This is a genomic window from Sphingobium abikonense NBRC 16140, from assembly GCF_001598335.1.
Lineage (GTDB): Bacteria > Pseudomonadota > Alphaproteobacteria > Sphingomonadales > Sphingomonadaceae > Sphingobium > Sphingobium abikonense.
Window position 1 is genome coordinate 1 of the sequence record NZ_BCYT01000029.1, and the last position, 15,178, is coordinate 15,178.

A 15,178-nucleotide genomic window follows, 5' to 3' on the forward strand; every position below is an offset into this window, starting at 1 on the left:
AGTCGGATTTTCCATTCGCGCTTCCAAGCCTTGAGCGCCTTTTCGCGGGCAATGGCGAGCGTGATGTCATCATGAGGCTCCACCAGCACGAGACATGTGAGGCCATATTTCTTGCAGAAGGTCGATCCCGCGCCGTTTCGATGCTGAAGCATCCGTGCGGCGAGGTTGCAGGTAACGCCAATGTAGAGCACGCCACGAGCCTTGTTGGTCATGATGTAGGTGTAGCCGCCGCGCGCCATATCTCATCGTTGCGCACGATCGCCTGAGATGCCAGCCTTCGCTGGCATGACGGAAGAAATTTCGGTCGCTTTGCAATTATGCGCCCTCGAAAGTCGCCAGTCCGCTTCCCGCCCGACTCCGTCATTCCCGCGACCCGAAGGACGGCCCCAGGCCAGGGCGCGAAACCATTGCCTGATCTCACCGCAAGTGCAGCGTGGTAGGATGGGTCCCCACCTTGCGGGGATGACGATGGGATAAAGCGTCTGCTGTCCTGGTCTTCCTCGCTTTCCGCGCACTTTTCACCGCGGCTGCGTGCCGCGCCGACCAAAAGCCCTTTCCATATAGGATTTCATCTGATTTACCCTTGGCGATGAAACGCCGCGCTTCCCTCCGTCATCCCCGCGCAGGCGGGGACCCATATGTGGCCCGCGCTTTCGATCGCGTTGTCGTGAGCACGTTCGCCATCCGTCCGAATAGAGACGATGCCCGCCGATCCGATCCGTTCCCGGCGCTGTCCACCCTGTCGCGCTAGTGTCGCTTCGTGGTCGCCTTGCGGTCGCCTTATGGTCGCTTCGGGCCCGAAAATGCCCGACGACACTGTGAACTTCGCTCCGGTCGCCTTGTCGCCCTCTGTCGCCTTATCGGCACCGCATCACAGCAGTCTGGGCGCGTCCGTCTCCAGCGCCGGCAGCGCCCAGTCGATGCCTCCGCGTCCCTTAGCCTCCAGAAAGGCGTTGGCCTTCGAAAAGGGCCGCGATCCCAGAAAGCCGGCATGGGCCGACAAGGGGGAGGGGTGGGCGGATCGGATCACCAGATGCCGCGTCTCGTCGATCGCGCGCGCCTTGCGCTGGGCATGCGCGCCCCACAACAGGAACACGCTCGGAACCACCCGCTCCGCCACCTGCGCCACGATCGCGTCGGTCAGCGCCTCCCAGCCCTTGCCTTGGTGCGATGCGGCCTTGCCCATCTCGACCGTCAGTACGCTGTTGAGCAGCAGCACGCCCTGTCGCGCCCAATGGTCCAGATGCCCGTGGCCGGCCGGCGCGATTCCCAGGTCCGCGTGCAATTCCTTGAAAATGTTGCGCAGCGACGGCGGCGTGCGCACGCCCGGCTGTACCGAAAAGGACAAACCATGCGCCTGTCCTTCGCCATGATAGGGGTCCTGGCCCAATATCACGACCTTGACGGCATCGGGCGGGGTGAGGGCAAGGGCGCGGAAAATATCGTCCGGCGCTGGAAAGACGCGCTTGCCCGCCGCCATTTCGTCTCCCAGGAACCGGGCGATGGCGCTGAGGCCTATGTCGTCGATCCGGCCGGCGAGCGCAGTGGCCCAGGCATCGGGCAGCAAAAGGGGGGCGTTCATGCCGTCGGGTGATGATCGGCCAATCGCGGCGCGTCAACCATCGGACGATGCGCGGGGGCTTGCCATGCGGCCCGGCTTGCGCAAGGACAGGGGCATGCCCTCCGCCTCCCGCTTTTCGCTGTCCGGCCTCTCGCGCGCCAACCTTAGCCGCTGTGGCGCGGCGCTCGCTGGCCTTGGCCTTTTCTTCGCGCCCTTGCCCAGCGCCGACGCCTTCGGGCCGCCGCCGCGCCCGCTGATCGAACAGACGGCGCAGGCCAAGCTGCTGGGCGAATTTGAACGCTTCGCCACCCTGTCGGACGGCACGGTCGGCATTGCCGTGCGCGATTTGCAGACCGGGGAAACGCAGGCGATCAATGGCGACACGCTGTTTCCCATGGCCAGCGCCTACAAGGTGGCGGTCGCCGGGCGCATCTTCGCGCTGATCGACGCGGGCGATGTGCGGCTGGACGATCAACTGGCGCTCGACCCGGCGCTGGCGAGCGAGGGCGGCATCGCCTGGATGTTTTCCCGCCCCGGCGCGTCGCTGTCGGTGCAGCGGCTGCTCGAACTGATGCTGCAAAAAAGCGACAATAACGCCACCGACGTGCTCGTTGCGCGCGCCGGCGGGCCTGCGGCGATCACGCAGTTCGTCAGGGGGCTTGGCGTCGACGGGCTGCGCGTCGACAGCGACACCGCGCATCTTCTCTATCGCGCCATGGGCATCCATCCGCTGTCGGGCCGTTTCCGCGAGAATGCGGATGCCGCCCGTCGCGCTGATCCCTCGCTCGTCACCCGCGACCTGCGCGACCTCCCCAATCTCGCTTTCGCGGCTGAGATCGAGGACACGTCTACCCCGCGCGCGATGCTCGATCTTCTGACCGCCTATGAATCGGGCAAGGCGCTGTCGGCCGGCAGTATGCAACGGCTATTCACCATCATGGCCCATTGCGAAACCGGCAAGGCGCGGATCGTTGGCATGCTGCCGCCCGGCACCGCCGTCGCGCACAAGACCGGCTCGCTCAACGGCACCGGCAATGATGTCGGCGTCGTGCGCCTGCCCGATGGCCGCCGCTTCGCCGTCGTCGCCTTCGTCATGAAGGACAGCAAGGGACACAAGTCGCGCGACCGGATCATCGCCGAAGCCGCGCGCGCGGCCTATGACTATTTTCTCTACGCCCCGGAAAGGGCGCACGGATCGGCGCAAAAGACTTAACGCCGCACGCCGGGCGGCGTATCGAGGGGACAGAAAAAAGCGGGGGAGAGTGATGCGTCATTTTCGCGACTTCTGGCCCTATTATCTTCAGGAACATGCGCGTCCCGGCACGCGCGCGCTGCATTATGCGGGCACCAGCCTGGTCATCGCGATGGTGGCCAGCGCGCCGCTTACCGGGGGCTGGTGGCTGGCCTTGGCGCTGCCGCTTGCGGGCTATGGCTTCGCCTGGGCGGGCCATGGCCTCATCGAACGCAACCGGCCCGCCACCTTCCGCTATCCGCTCTGGTCGCTGAGCGCCGATTTTCTGATGCTGGCGCGCTTCCTCACTGGCCATATGCGCGCCGACCTGGCCCGCGCGGGCATCCGCAGCGACGGCACCGTCGATCCCGCCCGCCGCATCACGGTCTGATCGGCCGCTTGACCCAAGGGCGCGCTCTGCCACAAGGGGCGCCATGTCCTATCATGCGAGTTTTTTCCGGCCCGACCGGGCTGCGCTGGCCCGCCGCTGGCAGGCGCTGGAGGCGCGATCGGACGCCTCCTTCTTCCTGCGCTGGACCTGGATCGGGGCTTGGCTCGACAGCTATGGCCTGGAACCTGAATTGCTGGCGGTGGTCGATGATGATGGCCGCGACATTGCGCTGGCGCTGGTGGGCCATGCCATGCAGCCGCGTCTGCTGGGACCGGTCGCGACGCTCAGCCTCAACCAGTCCGGTGATCCCGCCGCCGACCGGCCCTATATCGAATATAACGGCCTGCTGGCCGACCGCGACCGCGCCCCCGAAGCCGCCAGCGCCGCTATCGCCGCGCTCACCGCCCGCCGCGACTGGCGGGCGCTGCGCCTCAGCGGCATGGCACCGGGCAGCCCCTTGCTCGACCTCCCCGCCCGCCGTCGCGTCCGGCGCGACGAATCCCCGGTCTATCAGGTCGATCTCGACGCCGTTCGCGCCGCCAATGGCGATTATCTCTCTTTGCTCAGCGCCAACAGCCGCAGCCAGATCCGGCGCGCGCTCAAGGATCGGGGTGGCGCCTTGCCACGGATCGCTCGCGCTGCCCTAGCCGATATCGGCCCATGGGTCGAAGACATGGCGCAACTCAATCGCGATCGCCATGCCGACAATGCCTGGGATGATCCGGCTTTCCGGGCCTTTGTCGAAACCCTGGCGGCACGGGGTCTTGCCAATGGGCAGGTCGACCTGCTCCGCTTAACCGACGGCGCGGATCTGGTCGGGCTTCTCATCACCTTCATTCACGCCGGCGTCGCGATGAATTACCAGTCCGCCTTCGCCCAGCCGCGTGGCGGCAAGGACAAGCCAGGACTGCTCTGTCACGCCGCGGCAGTCGATCATTATGCCGGCCGGGGGCTGGGGCGCTATTCCTTCCTCGCCGGCAAGGATCGCTACAAGCAGAGTCTCGCCACCTGCGAGGAACGGCTGGAATGGTGGATGATCGAGCGTTTTTCGCCCCGGCTGGAAATCGAAGCGCTGCTGCGCCGGATGCTCAGGCGCCCAGCTTCCGCATGATGCGGTAGACCAGCCGGCGCAGGCCCTGCCGTTCCGGCCGGTCGCTGACGGCCCCGGTGGGCAGTCCGCGCTTGCGCAGAAGGGCGTTGAAACTGTGCAACTCGCCCTCCGCCACCGACCGGTCTGACCGCCAAGTGACGGACAGGCTGACCGATACGGCCGGGCCATTTTCGACGAAATGCGGCGCCTTCACCGGCACATGCACGGCGTCTCCCGGTGCGAGCGGGAAGGGGGTGCCCCGGGCCTTGAACCCGTCCTGCCATTCCAGATTGCGATGCCCGCCGCCGTGAAAATCCTCGCTTTTCTGCGCAGGGACAAGCGCTTCGTCCCGCGCCGGGAAGATCATCATCGTCTTGGTGCCCATGATCTGGAGCAGGATATTATGTTCCGGGTCCATGTGGAACGGCGTCACGCTGCCGGGCGAACTCAAGAATATGAATGCTTCCCGGTGCAGCATCGGACCGGTCTGCGCCGCCACGATCGGCTCCAGCTCGGCCAGCGCCGCGTCGAGCAAAGCGCCATAGGCCGGGTCACGCTCGACATTCTTGAGCACGGCCCAGCTGCCATTGGTTTCGATCGTGCGGATCGTTTCGCCCAGCGTCAGTCCGTTGGACGGCGTGTCTTCGGGCCGGACGCCGAGCGGCAGCTTTCCCAGATTATATTCGACCGATGCCGCCGGCATCCGTTCGGCCAGCCTCGCAAGCGCGTCCAGCGTCAGCAGGCTGTGACCGACCAGATCGTGGCTCAGCTTGACCGGCTGGTCGGGATAGGCCTTGGCAAAAGCCGCGCGCGCAGTTTGCGGGAAGGTGGCGGGATGGTGCGCGATGGCGGAATCCATGCTGGTCATGGCTGTCCTTTCAATGTCCTTGCGAGCGCTTCGCTCTTGTTTGCGAGCATGAACGCGGCTTTGCGGCGGATGCCCTTCATGCCTGTTCCCCGCAACGCTACGCGATATTGCACGATCGTTCGCCGTTCTGCCCACAGGCTGTCGATCATGGGGTGGCCGGGCGCGGCGCAGCTGTCCATCCAGGCAATGGCGGGATCATTCTGAACCGCATGGAGATTGGCGATTTCTATGAGCACGCCGGGTGAAAAGCGGCCCAGCGCCTCGTCGATGGCGATCTTGAAGGAAAAGGCGCCCTCGCCATGGCGAAAGTTCACCAGCATCGCGATCGGTTGCCCATCAAGGTCGAGGCGCAACATATGCAGACGGCCGCCCCGGAAGGCGTTGACGCAGGCCGCGCGAAAAAAGGCGCTATCGTTTGGCGAGCAAGACAGTGCGGTTCCCTGTTTGCCTTTCCAGCCCGCGGCCTCCAGCGCCAGAAAGGCGTCGATCCATTCAGGAAGTTGCGTTTCCTCGCTCAACAGGCGTTGCTCGACCGTCCCGAGTTCGCCCAGCCTTTTTTGCAGGCGGCGCAACTCCTTGCGCTTTTTCGCGCGCACCTGGGTGTCCCAATAGCGCTCGGCGTCAAGGTCGGACTGCAGCATCGCGCGTTCGTAGCGATGGACCTCGCGCCAGCCCCGCCGCTGCTGGCCGGACATCGCCTCTAAGGCCGCAGCATTTGCCCCTGCGGCATCCATCCCCTGAAGGTGCAGAAATCCCTTAGCCCATGGGGCGTCATCCAGTTGCGCCAGAAAGGACCGCCAAGCTGCCTGCTCCACGCCGCGCCGGACGATTGGCGTGCCCAGGAAACAATGGTCATGCATCCAATTGCCGACGCAGCCGATCGGCAGCCGGCCGTGCCGCGCGTGCCGCACGACAGGCAGCAGGCCGATCAATTCTTCACCCGCTACCGCTTCGATGACATGCACTTGATGCTTGCCGTCAAGATGATCCAGCGCCGCCACCAGCATATCGGGCGCATAGAAGGCGTTGGGCTCGGCGGCGTCGAGCGCGAGGGCCATCCACCGCGCATCTCGCGATGCGCGTTGCCGGTTAGTGTCCGGATCGGCGGGATGGGAAGCCAGGAGCATAAGGGTGCGATAGCGGCGAATTGTTAGGGAATGGCTAAACCCCATCCTCTATGGGCAGGCGGCGCATGGCGCTATACAGCAGCCGGCAGGGCAGGGGACGGGTTCGGCGATACCCGTGTTGGAGACATTGGCATGACGATATTGGTCACTGGCGCGGCAGGGTTTATCGGCATGCATGTCGCCGACCGCCTGATGGGGCAGGGTCACGCCGTCGTCGGTATCGACAATCTCAATGACTATTATCCCGTCGCCTTGAAGCGGGCGCGGCTCGACCTGCTGCGCGAACGTCATGGCAGGCTCTTCACCTTCCACGAACTGGATTTCGCCGACATGGGCGCGGTGCAGGCGGCACTGACCGATCAGGTGATCGAGGCTATCGTCCATCTGGGCGCGCAGGCAGGCGTCCGATACTCGCTCCTCAATCCCCACGCCTATGTTCGGTCCAACCTGGCCGGGCATGTCAACATGCTGGAGCTGGCGCGGGACCGTCATGTCCGCCACCTGGTCTATGCCTCGTCTTCCTCTGTCTATGGCGGCAATGAAAGCCTGCCATTCCGGGTAGAGGACAGGGTGGATCATCCTGTGTCACTCTATGCCGCGACCAAGCGAGCCGACGAACTGATGAGCGAAACCTATGCGCATCTGTTTCGCATCCCGATGACCGGCCTGCGCTTTTTCACTGTCTATGGTCCGTGGGGGCGGCCGGATATGGCCATGTGGATCTTCACGTCCAAAATCTTGGCCGGCGAGCCCATTCCCGTATTCAACCATGGCAGGATGCAGCGCGATTTCACCTATATCGACGATATTGTCGAGGGCATCATCGGCTGCCTGGATCATCCGCCGGCCGATGATGGCGCGCTGAAGGCGGGAGGCAGTCGCGCGCCGCATCGGCTCTATAATATCGGCAATAACCGGCCCGAAGAACTCATGCATCTGATCGCGGTGCTGGAGGAAGCGATCGGCCGTAAGGCGCAGCTGGATTTTCAGCCGATGCAGCCAGGAGACGTGCACGCCACCTATGCCGACATCAGTGCGATCGCGCGGGACATCGGCTTTTCCGCCAGCACCGCGATAGAAATTGGTGTGCCCCGATTCGTGCAATGGTATCGGCGCTACAATGATCTCGATTAAGCGCACGCGCGAATGCCTAAAAGGTTGCGCTGTTCGTCGTCCTAACTCTTCACCCCGTCTCACCGGCGAATCGCGATTTCCTGTTTTTTCGACGCTTTACCTCTTCGCACCTGCAAAATAGATTGCCATAAGTTGCTGAAACGGCGTAGACAGTCGCGTCACGCCGATCACTGATCGGCAGAAGGGTCGCGGAACGAGGAGAGATCACTGACCGAAAGCGGCAGATGATCGGCGTCTTTGTGCCGGCGAGACAGGGCTCGCGGCATCGGGCGGAACTAAAGGGCGAGCGCGTGTCGACATTAGCATCCAAGATTGTGCCATTTGGCTCGGGCAGCCGTATCGTCGATACGGCATGCCGAAGCCTGTCCATCGCCGCCGGCGGCTTGCAGGCGCTCGAGGCGCGGTTCAGCGAGCGGGAATTTGCCGCGACCTTCCTGCGTATGGTCGGCATGCTGATGAAAGTGCGTGGCCGCGTCATCGTGACGGGCATCGGCAAGAGCGGCATCGTCGCGCGCAAGATGACGGCAACCCTGACCTCGACCGGCACGCCGGCCATCTTCCTGCATCCGGCGGACGCTGGACATGGCGATCTGGGCATGGTGACGCCCGATGATGTCGTGCTGATGCTGTCGCACTCGGGCGAATCGACCGAGCTCGGTCCGATCATCCAATATTGCAAGCGATTCGCCATACCCTTGCTGGGCATGACGGCGCAGCCGCAGAGCACCGTCGCGCAGGCCGCCGACATCTGCATCCTGATGCCGGACGTGCAGGAAGCCTGCCCCAACGCCCTTGCGCCGACGACATCGACCACGGTGCAGATGGCGTTCGGCGATGCGCTGGCGGTTTCCCTGATGGAAATGCGTGGCTTTTCCGCGGATGATTTCCATAAATTCCACCCCAATGGCCGTCTGGGCGCGCAGCTTATCAAGGTGCGCGAACTCATGGCGCGCGATGAGCAGGTGCCGATGGTGCGCGAAGACGCGTCGCTGCTCGATGCGACCATCGAAATGACGCGCGCGCGCCTGGGTGGCACGGCGGTGGTCGATCGCAATGGCCGCCTGATCGGCGCCTTCACGGACGGCGATCTGCGGCGCACCGTCACGGGCAAGCAGAATCTGACCGAGCCGGTTGGCCGTTTCATGACGCAGACGCCGCAGGCCGTCGGACCCGACGAGCTTGCGTCCGAAGCGCTGCACATGATGCATGAGCGCAATATCATGCTGTTGTTCGTCTGCGAAAATGGCCGCCTGACCGGGGCGCTGCATATGCATGATTTGCTGCACGCAGGGGTTGCCTGAACCATCTTGTCGTCATTCCCGCGCGCGCCGGATCGACCCGGCTACCGCGCAAGCCGCTACGGCTGATCGCCGGGCGCACGCTGCTGCATCGCACGATCGCCATGGCGCGCGCGGCGATCGCAGGTAGGGGCGACGTGGCCTTGGTCGTCGCCACCGACGATGATGCTATTGCGGCCCACGCGCATGAGGCGGACTGCCCGGCGGTCATGACCGACAGCGCCATTGCAACTGGCTCCGGCCGCGCCCTGGCTGCGGCGCTGTCGCTGGCCGAAGCTCCGCGCTTCGTCATCAACCTTCAGGGCGATTCACCGTTTCAGCCGGAGGGCGCGCTTGGCGCGGTTTTGGGCGCGCTGGAGGGGGGCGCGCAGGTCGCGACTCCGGTGATTGCGCTCGATTGGCCCGCGCTGGACGCGCTGCGTGACCATAAGGTGCGATCGCCCTTCAGCGGGACGACCTGCGTCCGGGCGCCCGATGGCCGCGCGCTCTGGTTCTCCAAGACGATCCTGCCTGCAATCCGGGATGAAGACCGATTGCGTGCGGCCCATCCGTTGTCCCCCGTCTGGCGGCATGTCGGGCTATATGGCTATCGGCTCGATGCGCTGCGGCAGTTCGAGGCAAGCGCGCCGACGATGCTGGAGCGTCTGGAAGGGCTGGAGCAGCTGCGGCTGCTGGAATTGGGGATAGACATCATGACGGTCCCTGTCGAAGCGCCCCGTTTTGACAGTTCCGGCATCGACACCGAAGCCGATATTATCAGGGTCGAGCGGCTGATTGCCGAACATGGTGACCCAACGCCTGCGCTCTGACCTCCATGCGCCGCATCTTCGTCATCCGCCACGGCAACACATTCGCCAGTCACGAGGCGCCCCGACGCATTGGGTCCGCGACCGACATTCCGCTGGTCGACAGCGGCCATGCTCAGGCGGCGGCGCTGGCGGACTTTTTTGCCGGGACGAATATTCGCCTGTTGCTGGCAAGTCCGCTGTTGCGTGCGCGTCAGACTGCTGCGCCGATCGCCGCCGCGACAGGTCACGCACTGGACGGATGCTGCGACTGGCTGGGTGAAATCGACCACGGCCCTGATGAGGGCCAGGCCGAGGACGCGGTCATCGCCCGCATTGGCGCTGCGGCCTTGGCGCGATGGGAGGAGGACGCCATCCCGCCGGACGGCTGGCACGTGGATGCGCCCGCGCGGATCGCCGCATGGCGCGCCTTTTTCGCCGGGTCGGGAGAAGGGACCGACCTGCTCGTCACCAGCAACGGGGCGGCCCGATTCGCGCTAATCGCCCTTGGCCTGCCCCCCGCCAAACTGCGCACGGGCGCGTTTGGCGAGTTTGCCGTTGATGGTGATGACAGGGTGCGATGCGTGCGCTGGAATGTGCGTCCGCCTGACGCCGCTTAGCTGACCGCGGGCTCCAGCAGCCTTATCGTCCCTGCTGTCGCGTCCATTTCCGCCTGCACGCCCAGCGGCAGGCTATATTGATTGGCAACATGGCCGAACTGCCCGCCCTGGAATGCAGGAATGCCCAGGGGGCCAAGATGCTGTTGCAGCACTTCCGACAGGGTGAAGCCCCCATAGCTGGGGCCGGCAGCCCCGCAATCGGTGCATTGGCCAAAGGCAACGCCCGCCAGTTTGTCGAGGATACCGCCCAGTTTAAGCTGTGTCAGCATCCGGTCGATCCGATAGGGCGCTTCGCCAATATCCTCAATGAACAGGATCGCGCCCGAAAAGTCGGGCAGCCATGGCGTGCCCATCAAGGCGGCGAGGACCGTCAGATTTCCGCCCAGCAACCGTCCGCGCGCTATGCCCGAACCAAATGTGCGGACCCGGCCGATCCTTTGCGCCAGGCGGTCTTCCTGTCCCTGCGGATTGGTCAGCGTCGGTGTGCCCGCGTCGAACGCGACGGCGCGGAACGCATCCCAGCTATACCGGCCCCAACTGCTCGATGCGTTGGGGCCATGAATGGTCGTAAAGCCGGCCTTGGCCGCAACGGCCAGATGCAAGGCAGTAATGTCGGAAAAGCCGATGAGCAGCTTGGGGTTGGTGCGGATGGTTCGCCAGTCGAGCAGCGGCAAAATACGCGCGCAACCCCAGCCGCCACGCACCGCGAAGATCGCGCTGATCGTCGGGTCGGCGAACATGGCATTCACGTCCGATGCCCTGTCCGCATCCTTCCCCGCCAGATAGCCGTAGCGATCGACCAGATGCGGCGCGCGTTTGGGCTTCAGGCCCATGGCCCTGATCGTGTCTTCCACCAGATCCAGGTCGAATGCGTCGTCGGTAAAACCTGCCGGCTCGATCAGGCCGACGATATCGCCTTCCCGCAGCCTGCGCGGCTTGATCAAGGCCGGGGTCGTCGCCGCGATGGCGGAGGATGCGTAAGCCGCCATCATCATGCTGCCTGCGCCCGTAACCAGAGCGCGGCGGTTCATCTTGATCGTCAATATCGTCTCCCATCCTTGTGCCGGTAGGCCCCGCCAGACCATAGCAGGTCTATATCCGGATAATGGCAATCGCCCGATGGCGGCCTGCCAAAGGCGATGAAGGCGCAATCGGCGTCGCTTTCATTCACCAGATGATGACCATTGGGCTCGCCTTTGGGGAAGGCGGCACAGTCGCCGGCGTGCAGCACTGTTCGCCCGTCTTCTTCAACAAGTGTGGCCTGCCCAGCCAGCATCACCACGAATTCATCCTCATCCTCGTGCCAATGGCGCTGGGACGAAGCGGCCCCGGGTTTCAGCACGACATGGCTGACGCCGAAATCGGTAAGGCCCATGGCCGGCGCGATGCGCCGGACCCAGCGCTCCTGGACCGCAGCCGCAAGATCAGCGGGATAGGCTGTGCCGTTGCTCTGGACGATATCGTCCAGATCGATGCGGGGCATGGCGTCCTCCTTCCTGTGCGGCTGGCCAAGGGGCAGGTCATTCGCTAACGCGTCGCCATGAGCATGACCAGCACCAATGATGATGTCGTGGCCCTGGCGCAGCGCCTGCTGGCCTGTCCGTCCATAACTCCTGCGACCGGCGCGGTGTTTGACGAACTGGAATCGATGCTCGTGCCGCTCGGCTTTACGGTCGATCGGTTCACGGTGGGGGAAGCGCCCGATGGCCCCGTTGAGAATCTGCTGGCGTGGCGCACGACCGGCGCAGGCCCGCATTTTGCCTTCGCCGGGCATCTGGATGTCGTTCCGCCGGGCGCGGGGTGGAACAGCGACCCATTCTCTCCGGACATTCGTGGCGACCTGCTGTACGGGCGTGGGGCCGTTGACATGAAAGGCGCGATCGCAGCCTTCGTCGCCGCGCTTGCCGATCTGCCGGACGATTTGCCCGGTACGATCAGCCTGATCATCACGGGCGATGAGGAAGGCCCCGCCACATATGGAACATTGGCCCTGATGGAGCGAATGGCGACGCGCGCTCTGCGGCCGGACCTGTGTCTGGTGGGCGAACCGACATCGTCGCACCGCCTGGGCGATGTCATGAAGATTGGCCGGCGGGGCTCGGTCAATATGTGGATCAACGTCGCGGGATCACAGGGGCATGTCGCTTACCCGCACCTGGCGGATAATCCCATACCCCGGCTCGTCCGCATCCTGACGGCGATCGAGGCAGAGATACTGGACGAGGGGACCGAGTGGTTCCAGCCCAGCAATATCGAGATTACCGACATCGAAGTCGGCAACCCGGCGCATAATGTCATCCCCGGCAAAGCCACAGCGCGCATTTCGATCCGGTACAATGATCGGCATAGCGGCGCATCGCTGATCGACCGGATCACCGCGCTCGCCGCGCCGGAAGGCGGAACGGTGGAGGCCCGGATCAGCGGCGAATCCTTTTTGACGGCGCCTGGCATTTTGTCGGATATCGTCGGCGCGGCGATCAGGGATGTGACGGGCGTCGAGGCGGAATTGTCGACCACGGGCGGTACGTCCGACGCGCGTTTCCTGTCGCGCCTCTGCCCGGTGGTCGAATTCGGCCTCAACAATGCGACCATGCATAAGCTGGACGAAGCCGTCGCGATTCAGGACTTGCGCGATCTTCAACGCATCTATGCGCAGATCGTGGAAAGGGCGCTGCGGCTGTCCTGACGCTTAGCCGATAAGGCGTTCCTGGACGATCATGGGAACGGCGAAGTGGGTGAGATAGCTTTGCTCATCCATCGGCCGGGCAAGATGATAGCCCTGGAACAAGGTGCATCCGATGACGCGCAGCACGTCCATCTGGGCCTCATTCTCCACCCCTTCGACCACGACTTCCATGCCAAGGCCTTGGATCAGGCCGACGACGGCGGAGCAGATGGTGCGGGCTTCTGCTGAACTGGCGATGTCACGCACCAGACTGCGGTCGATCTTGATGCGGTCGACTGGCAATTCGCGCAGGCGGGCGAGGTTGGAATAGCCCGTGCCGAAATCGTCTATCGCAATGCATACGCCCTCGGCGCGCAAAGCGATCAGTTGCTCCAGCACCCGCGGGTCCATGTTCATGGCGACGGATTCAGTGATTTCCAGTTCCAGCATCGACGCCGGCGTCTGATGAGTCGCCATGGCATGGCGCAATCGCAGGAAGAAATCAGCCTGCGACAGCTCCCGCGTGCTGATGTTGATGGCGATCCGCTGCCTTTGCCCGGCCTCTGCCCAGTGCGCGGCCGTTTCGCAGACGCGGCTCATCACCCAGTCGCCCAAGGCGACGATGGTGCCGCTCTCTTCAGCAATCGGGACAAAAGCGCCCGGCATGACCAGGTCGCGTTCCGGGTGCGCCCATCGGACCAGGGCTTCGGCGGCGACCGCCTGGCCATTGGTGACATCTATCTGAGGCTGGAACTCCAGCAGGAATTCCTCCCGCTGCAGGGCAAGCAACAGGTCGCGCTCCAGCTCGGCGCGATCGGCCGCCTCCAGCGCCAGGTCGCTATTATAGATTTCCGCCCGGCCGCGCCCCTGATGCTTGGCATGATACATGGCGACGTCGGCCGCACGCAGCAACGCCGACAGGGTGTCGCCATGATCGGGATAGCAGGCAATGCCAATGGATGCGCCCAACTGAACATGCTGGCTGCCAAGGTCGAACCTTTCGCCCAGGGCAAATTGCACGGCGCGCGCGATCCGTGCCGCCGCGCTGGGGCCGGGCAGGAAGGGAAAGAACATGGTGAATTCATCGCCGGCGAGGCGGCCGATCACGGCGTCGCCGGTGCCCGCGCTCACCTGCGCCATGACCACTTCGCGCAACCGCCCGGCGACACGGGCCAGCAACTGATCGCCCGCAGCGTGGCCCAGGCTGTCGTTGACGCCCTTGAACCCATCCAGGTCGATGAAGAATAGCGCAGCCATGGCGTCCGAGGTTCGGCCCGTCAGATGCCGTTCCACCTGACGGCAGAAGCTGGTGCGATTGGCGAGGCCGGTAATCTGATCGAATAGCGCCAGGCTCTGCACATGATCCAGGTTCGTGCGCACTTGGGAAAACAGGCTTTGCATCGCGACGGACAGGTCCGGCAATTCAGCGCCGATATCGGGCGACACGGGGGATTGCAGATCGCCATGTGCGGCGGACAGCAGCCGCTCTGTCGCGCTGTCGACGGCGGCGGCGGTCGAAGCCATGGATCGACTGGTCGACGCCCAGCTCAACGTGCCGCACAAGATGGCGATGATCAGGGCGCGGCCGACCTGCGTCAGATCATCCTGCTGGCCCGGCGTATAGCCCAGCACCAGCGACAGGATGAAGACCAAAGCCCCCGCAGCGCAGGCGAAGGCGGTGGCGCGGCTTTTCAACGTCACCCCCCGCATATGTCTCCTGTCCGCTTTACGCTCCGGTCAAGGAGCACCAATCCGATGCATATGGAACATGCTGGTTAAGAAACGGTCAGCGTTTGAAGCGGGCAGCAGATTATCTTGCGCGACGCAATATCACATAGAGCGCGCCGTCACCCCCATGGCGCGGATGCGCGATCCGCACGCTGGCGATCCGGTGAGCTTGGGGACTGGTTTCCAGCCAGTGTCCAATTTCGCCGCGGATCGCGCCACGGCGTGACGAGCCGGATTTTTCCGCCGTTTTGGGCGGCTTTCCCGTTACGACCAATAGCACCCGCGCTTGGTTCATCACGGCGGAGCCGAGCGCCTGGTTCAAGCGCGCATGCGCGGCCGACAGGCTGTGCCCGTGCAAATCGATGCTCATGTCCGGGCTGATATTGCCACCGCGAATGCGCCGTTCCCAGGTGCCGTCCAATATGGCGGCGGGCGCCGGGCGCGATGGTGGCGAGGGGGCGGGAGGAGGTAGCGGCCGGGGGAGGCTCGGGGGGCGATGATCGACTGCCTGTGACGCGTCAGGGACGATGGCCAGGGCCGCTTGCGGTCGCAAGGGGCGGACGGATCGGATCAGCGCCGCCCAGAGCGCCTCCTCCTCCGCATTGAGCTTCCGCCTAGTCATGGCGGGGCCCGTCAGCGCCCGGTGAGGCGGGCCGCCGATCCGATCGGCAGCAGGATGA

Annotated in this window: 16 protein-coding genes; 8 read left to right on the top strand and 8 right to left on the bottom strand. The window is 64.5% G+C overall.

All coding sequences use genetic code 11. The features are described from left to right. On the bottom strand, positions 1-239 hold a 239-nt coding region (locus SAB01S_RS17525), incomplete at its 3' end, for a GIY-YIG nuclease family protein (RefSeq protein WP_062734620.1). Positions 240-871: 632 nt separating this feature from the next. Then, positions 872-1,582, bottom strand: coding sequence for a uracil-DNA glycosylase (gene ung / locus SAB01S_RS17530; protein ID WP_062734605.1), 711 nt, complete (start codon positions 1,580-1,582; stop codon positions 872-874). 64 nt (positions 1,583-1,646) lie between these two features. Here ung and bla point away from each other — a divergent pair, with 64 nt between their 5' ends. The 3 genes from bla to SAB01S_RS17545 are packed head-to-tail and all read left to right on the top strand — an operon-like array spanning position 1,647 to position 4,294. After that, on the top strand, positions 1,647-2,774 hold the full coding sequence (gene bla, locus SAB01S_RS17535) for a class A beta-lactamase (protein ID WP_245646522.1): 1,128 nt from the start codon (positions 1,647-1,649) through the stop codon (positions 2,772-2,774). 52 nt (positions 2,775-2,826) lie between these two features. Continuing rightward, a complete protein-coding gene (locus tag SAB01S_RS17540; RefSeq protein ID WP_062734607.1) occupies positions 2,827-3,183 on the top strand; it encodes an Mpo1-like protein in 357 nt (118 codons plus the stop codon). A gap of 43 nt (positions 3,184-3,226) precedes the next feature. After that, entirely contained in the window at positions 3,227-4,294 is a 1,068-nt protein-coding gene (locus SAB01S_RS17545) for a GNAT family N-acetyltransferase (protein ID WP_062734608.1), read from the top strand. Here SAB01S_RS17545 and SAB01S_RS17550 read toward each other — a convergent pair. Further along, on the bottom strand, positions 4,272-5,132 hold the full coding sequence (locus tag SAB01S_RS17550; protein WP_062734622.1) for a cupin domain-containing protein: 861 nt from the start codon (positions 5,130-5,132) through the stop codon (positions 4,272-4,274). The genes SAB01S_RS17545 and SAB01S_RS17550 overlap by 23 nt on opposite strands. A gap of 5 nt (positions 5,133-5,137) precedes the next feature. Next, positions 5,138-6,268 carry a GNAT family N-acetyltransferase gene (locus SAB01S_RS17555; protein WP_062734610.1) on the bottom strand — a complete coding sequence of 377 codons (1,131 nt, stop codon included), beginning with the start codon at positions 6,266-6,268 and terminating at the stop codon, positions 5,138-5,140. A gap of 132 nt (positions 6,269-6,400) precedes the next feature. Between SAB01S_RS17555 and SAB01S_RS17560 the strand changes: the two genes are divergently transcribed. The 4 genes from SAB01S_RS17560 to SAB01S_RS17575 all read left to right on the top strand — a co-directional run bounded on the left by SAB01S_RS17560 (position 6,401) and on the right by SAB01S_RS17575 (position 10,105). Continuing rightward, positions 6,401-7,402 carry an NAD-dependent epimerase/dehydratase family protein gene (locus tag SAB01S_RS17560; protein ID WP_062734611.1) on the top strand — a complete coding sequence of 334 codons (1,002 nt, stop codon included), beginning with the start codon at positions 6,401-6,403 and terminating at the stop codon, positions 7,400-7,402. A 224-nt stretch (positions 7,403-7,626) separates the two neighbouring features. Further along, positions 7,627-8,703 carry a KpsF/GutQ family sugar-phosphate isomerase gene (locus SAB01S_RS17565; RefSeq protein WP_370174080.1) on the top strand — a complete coding sequence of 359 codons (1,077 nt, stop codon included), beginning with the start codon at positions 7,627-7,629 and terminating at the stop codon, positions 8,701-8,703. Then, a complete protein-coding gene (gene kdsB, locus SAB01S_RS17570) occupies positions 8,700-9,509 on the top strand; it encodes a 3-deoxy-manno-octulosonate cytidylyltransferase (RefSeq protein WP_062734612.1) in 810 nt (269 codons plus the stop codon). The genes SAB01S_RS17565 and kdsB overlap by 4 nt, the downstream gene beginning before the upstream one ends. A gap of 5 nt (positions 9,510-9,514) precedes the next feature. After that, positions 9,515-10,105 carry a histidine phosphatase family protein gene (locus SAB01S_RS17575; RefSeq protein ID WP_062734614.1) on the top strand — a complete coding sequence of 197 codons (591 nt, stop codon included), beginning with the start codon at positions 9,515-9,517 and terminating at the stop codon, positions 10,103-10,105. On the opposite strand, the gene SAB01S_RS17580 is transcribed toward SAB01S_RS17575, so the two are convergent. Then, positions 10,102-11,097 carry a S66 peptidase family protein gene (locus SAB01S_RS17580; protein ID WP_062734624.1) on the bottom strand — a complete coding sequence of 332 codons (996 nt, stop codon included), beginning with the start codon at positions 11,095-11,097 and terminating at the stop codon, positions 10,102-10,104. The two genes, SAB01S_RS17575 and SAB01S_RS17580, sit on opposite strands and share 4 nt — an antisense overlap. A gap of 47 nt (positions 11,098-11,144) precedes the next feature. Next, positions 11,145-11,588 carry a cupin domain-containing protein gene (locus tag SAB01S_RS18310; protein WP_083951452.1) on the bottom strand — a complete coding sequence of 148 codons (444 nt, stop codon included), beginning with the start codon at positions 11,586-11,588 and terminating at the stop codon, positions 11,145-11,147. A 57-nt stretch (positions 11,589-11,645) separates the two neighbouring features. Between SAB01S_RS18310 and dapE the strand changes: the two genes are divergently transcribed. Then, positions 11,646-12,791: a succinyl-diaminopimelate desuccinylase gene (gene dapE, locus SAB01S_RS17590; protein ID WP_062734617.1), complete on the top strand. Its 1,146-nt coding sequence runs from the start codon at positions 11,646-11,648 to the stop codon at positions 12,789-12,791. Positions 12,792-12,794: 3 nt separating this feature from the next. Here the strand turns inward: dapE and SAB01S_RS17595 are convergent, their stop codons facing one another. Next, positions 12,795-14,480, bottom strand: coding sequence for a putative bifunctional diguanylate cyclase/phosphodiesterase (locus tag SAB01S_RS17595; protein ID WP_062734618.1), 1,686 nt, complete (start codon positions 14,478-14,480; stop codon positions 12,795-12,797). Between the two features lie 100 nt (positions 14,481-14,580). Then, positions 14,581-15,120: a Smr/MutS family protein gene (locus tag SAB01S_RS17600; RefSeq protein WP_062734625.1), complete on the bottom strand. Its 540-nt coding sequence runs from the start codon at positions 15,118-15,120 to the stop codon at positions 14,581-14,583. Between the last annotated feature and the right edge of the window lie 58 nt (positions 15,121-15,178).

Bases quoted from the DNA above. Each gene is read 5' to 3' on its own strand.
- SAB01S_RS17580 (WP_062734624.1), bottom strand. From the start codon at position 11,097: ATGATGGCGGCTTACGCATCCTCCGCCATCGCGGCGACGACCCCGGCC.
- SAB01S_RS18310 (WP_083951452.1), bottom strand. From the start codon at position 11,588: ATGCCCCGCATCGATCTGGACGATATCGTCCAGAGCAACGGCACAGCC.
- SAB01S_RS17595 (WP_062734618.1), bottom strand. From the start codon at position 14,480: ATGCGGGGGGTGACGTTGAAAAGCCGCGCCACCGCCTTCGCCTGCGCT.
- SAB01S_RS17545 (WP_062734608.1), top strand. From the start codon at position 3,227: ATGTCCTATCATGCGAGTTTTTTCCGGCCCGACCGGGCTGCGCTGGCC.
- SAB01S_RS17560 (WP_062734611.1), top strand. From the start codon at position 6,401: ATGACGATATTGGTCACTGGCGCGGCAGGGTTTATCGGCATGCATGTC.
- SAB01S_RS17600 (WP_062734625.1), bottom strand. From the start codon at position 15,120: ATGACTAGGCGGAAGCTCAATGCGGAGGAGGAGGCGCTCTGGGCGGCG.
- ung (WP_062734605.1), bottom strand. From the start codon at position 1,582: ATGAACGCCCCCCTTTTGCTGCCCGATGCCTGGGCCACTGCGCTCGCC.
- SAB01S_RS17555 (WP_062734610.1), bottom strand. From the start codon at position 6,268: ATGCTCCTGGCTTCCCATCCCGCCGATCCGGACACTAACCGGCAACGC.
- dapE (WP_062734617.1), top strand. From the start codon at position 11,646: ATGAGCATGACCAGCACCAATGATGATGTCGTGGCCCTGGCGCAGCGC.
- SAB01S_RS17565 (WP_370174080.1), top strand. From the start codon at position 7,627: ATGATCGGCGTCTTTGTGCCGGCGAGACAGGGCTCGCGGCATCGGGCG.
- SAB01S_RS17550 (WP_062734622.1), bottom strand. From the start codon at position 5,132: ATGGATTCCGCCATCGCGCACCATCCCGCCACCTTCCCGCAAACTGCG.
- bla (WP_245646522.1), top strand. From the start codon at position 1,647: ATGCGGCCCGGCTTGCGCAAGGACAGGGGCATGCCCTCCGCCTCCCGC.
- SAB01S_RS17575 (WP_062734614.1), top strand. From the start codon at position 9,515: ATGCGCCGCATCTTCGTCATCCGCCACGGCAACACATTCGCCAGTCAC.
- SAB01S_RS17540 (WP_062734607.1), top strand. From the start codon at position 2,827: ATGCGTCATTTTCGCGACTTCTGGCCCTATTATCTTCAGGAACATGCG.